Consider the following 2,695-nt stretch of genomic DNA (forward strand, 5'->3'; position numbering starts at 1 on the left):
CCGAGCCGCGCTGAGGCCTACACGGTGCAGGCGGCGATCGCGGCACTTCACGCCCAGGCGCCCAATTTTCAGGACACCGACTGGAAGCAAATTGCGGGGCTTTACGAAGTGCTGTTGCGGATCACCCCGTCGCCGGTGATCGAACTCAACCATGCGGCGGCGGTGTCGATGGTCGATGGACCGGCGCGCGCGCTCGATCTTGTCGATGCGATAGAGGCGCGCGGCGGCCTCGATGGCTATGAATTGCTGCCTGCCGTTCGCGCCGATCTCCTGCGGCGGCTCGGCCGGCACCAGGCCGCCCGCGAGGCTTATCTTGCAGCTACGGCGGCTACGCAGCTCGAACCGCTGCGGCGGCTCTACGCGCGGCGATTGGCGGAGATGGATCGTTAGAGCTGATTAACTCGCCGCGACCGCGGCCGTTTGTGCCGGCAAGCTCGCGAGCAGCGATTGCAGCGTCACCAGCGTTGAATGATCGGCCAGGCCATCGACGCGGGCGGGGCGGAAGTGCCGCTGAAAGGCGGTGACCACTTCCATGGTCGCGCCATCGTATTTCCCGGTGATCGATATGCCGTAGCCGTAGCGGGCGAGCGCCTGTTGCAGATTGCGCACCTCGTCGCTGATTGTGCCCAGCTTGAGCCCTTCGCTGCGCACGATCGGCGCCGGTTGAACCCAGTGGCCGACGCCGGAATTCGCCATCGAATGCCAGGGAAATTTCTCACCCGGATCTTTCTTGCGCGAAGGCGCCACGTCGGAATGCGCCAGCACGCGATGCGAGGGCACGTTGCGGCGGAGCATGATGCCCCGGCACAGCGCGATCACGGCGGCAATCTGGCGCAGCGGGAACTCGGGATACCCCCAGTCATGCCCGCGGTTGACGATCTCGATCCCGATCGAACAGGAATTGATGTCGTCTTCGCCCGCCCAGGAGGCGACGCCGGCATGCCAGGCACGCTTGGCTTCCGGCACGCATTGGACGATGCGGCCGTCTTCCAGAACGATGTAATGCGCGGAGACGTCGGTGCCCACCGTGCATAGTTGTGCGATCGCTCCCTGCACATCGGGCATTCCCGTGTAGTGCAAGAGAATCATGTCGGGCAAGCGGCCCTTGTTTCGCTCACCGAAATTCGCCGAAGGAATGACGTCGGAAGCGATCGAGGTGTCGGGCGTGAAGTTCTGCATATTCGCGATAGGCCGGGGTAGCGGGGTGACGCGTCGCTTCGAATCAATACCAGCGGGTGCGGAGGAACCAAGAGCCATATGAATACTCAAATCCGACAAGACAACGGCAATATTTTTTTCAGATAGGACACCGCCACTATTCTCCCGGGATGTGGCGCTCGCAATCGAATGCGGGCTTGGCTTGAGCATTTTGGCCGAGTGTGTGCGGAAAGCATCACCCGGGCCGCGCCAAGTGATGGGTATGCGGCTTTGCTATGGCTTCCCGGATTTGGTGGCGATCCGCCGACCGTCAACGCTTTCTTAACGCTAACTGCCGTTACTGAGTGATGAAAAACTGCGCCCGATTTCTCGGGCTGGCTGGCGCCGCCGACGTGAGGTTTGTGCATAGGGGGTGCGCTTGGGGCTCGGGTTGGAACCCTCCGCCGGCGGAAGGTGCGCGGGAAGCATAGGTTTGACGTGTCCTTTCGAATCCCAGCTCGAATTCCGACCGTCGGCCGGCCGTCAACATCGAAAAGGCCGGCGAGAAGCTCATTTTTGAGGCGCCATGGACCCGTTCGCGTCCAAGTTCCGCATCGGCTTCCGGCGTTCGCCCGGAGGGCCGGCATGACAGAGCCGGCGGCAGCCCGTCCACGTCATATTCCGGTGCTGGGTAAGGAAGTGATCGCCTGGCTGAAGCCGCGCGAAGGCGGGATCTATGTCGACGCCACTTTCGGCGCCGGCGGCTATAGCCGCGCCATCCTCGACATCAGCGACACCCGCGTCATCGGCATCGACCGCGACCGCACGGCAATATCGGGCGGCTTCGATCTCGTCGATCGTTCAAATGGCCGCCTTACCCTGGTCGAGGATCGCTTTTCCAACCTCGCGGATGTTTGTTCCGCGCAAGGCTCACCACAGGTCGACGGCGTCGTGATGGATATCGGCGTGTCCTCGATGCAACTGGACGAAGCCGGACGTGGCTTTTCGTTTCGCAGCCAGGGTCCGCTCGACATGCGGATGGGTCAGGACGGTCCGACCGCCGCCGACGTAATCGCCAAGGCGTCCGAAGCTGATCTCGCCAACATCATCTATATCTTCGGCGAAGAGCGCCACTCGCGTGCCGTGGCGCGCGCGATTGTCACTGCGCGCAAGGAAGCGCCGATTACGACGACGCGTGCGCTCGCCGATCTCGTCGGCAAGGTCGTGCGCGCCAAGCCCGGCGAGATTCACCCGGCGACACGAACGTTCCAGGGCCTGCGGATTTTCGTCAATCAGGAACTCGACGAGCTGCACATAGCCCTTTCCGCCGCTGAGCGCGTGCTCAAGCCCGGCGGCCGGCTGGTGGTCGTGTCGTTTCATTCGCTCGAAGACCGCATCGTGAAGAATTTCCTCAACGAGCGCGCCAAAGCGGGCGGCGGTTCGCGGCATCAGCCGGAAACGGCGCAGCGCGCGCCGAGTTTTGCCGTCCTCACCAAGCGCCCGGTGACGGCCGAGGGCGATGAAGTCTCACGTAACCCTCGCGCGCGCTCCGCCAAGC

General features: G+C 63.3%; 2 protein-coding genes and 1 pseudogene. 2 read left to right on the forward strand and 1 reads right to left on the reverse strand.

Features of this window, described 5'->3' with window-relative positions; all coding sequences use genetic code 11:
* Nucleotides 1-390 (forward strand): annotated as a pseudogene (locus WB528_RS06100) (RNA polymerase subunit sigma-24); the annotation flags it as partial.
* A gap of 6 nt (nt 391-396) precedes the next feature.
* Here WB528_RS06100 and WB528_RS06105 read toward each other — a convergent pair.
* Nucleotides 397-1,179 carry an N-acetylmuramoyl-L-alanine amidase gene (locus WB528_RS06105; protein ID WP_423887528.1) on the reverse strand — a complete coding sequence of 261 codons (783 nt, stop codon included), beginning with the start codon at nt 1,177-1,179 and terminating at the stop codon, nt 397-399.
* A gap of 603 nt (nt 1,180-1,782) precedes the next feature.
* Between WB528_RS06105 and rsmH the strand changes: the two genes are divergently transcribed.
* Nucleotides 1,783-2,695, forward strand: a 913-nt coding sequence (rsmH, locus tag WB528_RS06110) for a 16S rRNA (cytosine(1402)-N(4))-methyltransferase RsmH (RefSeq protein WP_423887529.1), incomplete at its 3' end; no start/stop codon positions are given.

It is taken from the genome of Bradyrhizobium sp. (genome assembly GCF_049586575.1).
In the GTDB taxonomy this organism is placed as follows: Bacteria; Pseudomonadota; Alphaproteobacteria; order Rhizobiales; family Xanthobacteraceae; genus Bradyrhizobium.

Bases quoted from the DNA above. Each gene is read 5' to 3' on its own strand.
- WB528_RS06105 (WP_423887528.1), bottom strand. From the start codon at position 1,179: ATGCAGAACTTCACGCCCGACACCTCGATCGCTTCCGACGTCATTCCT.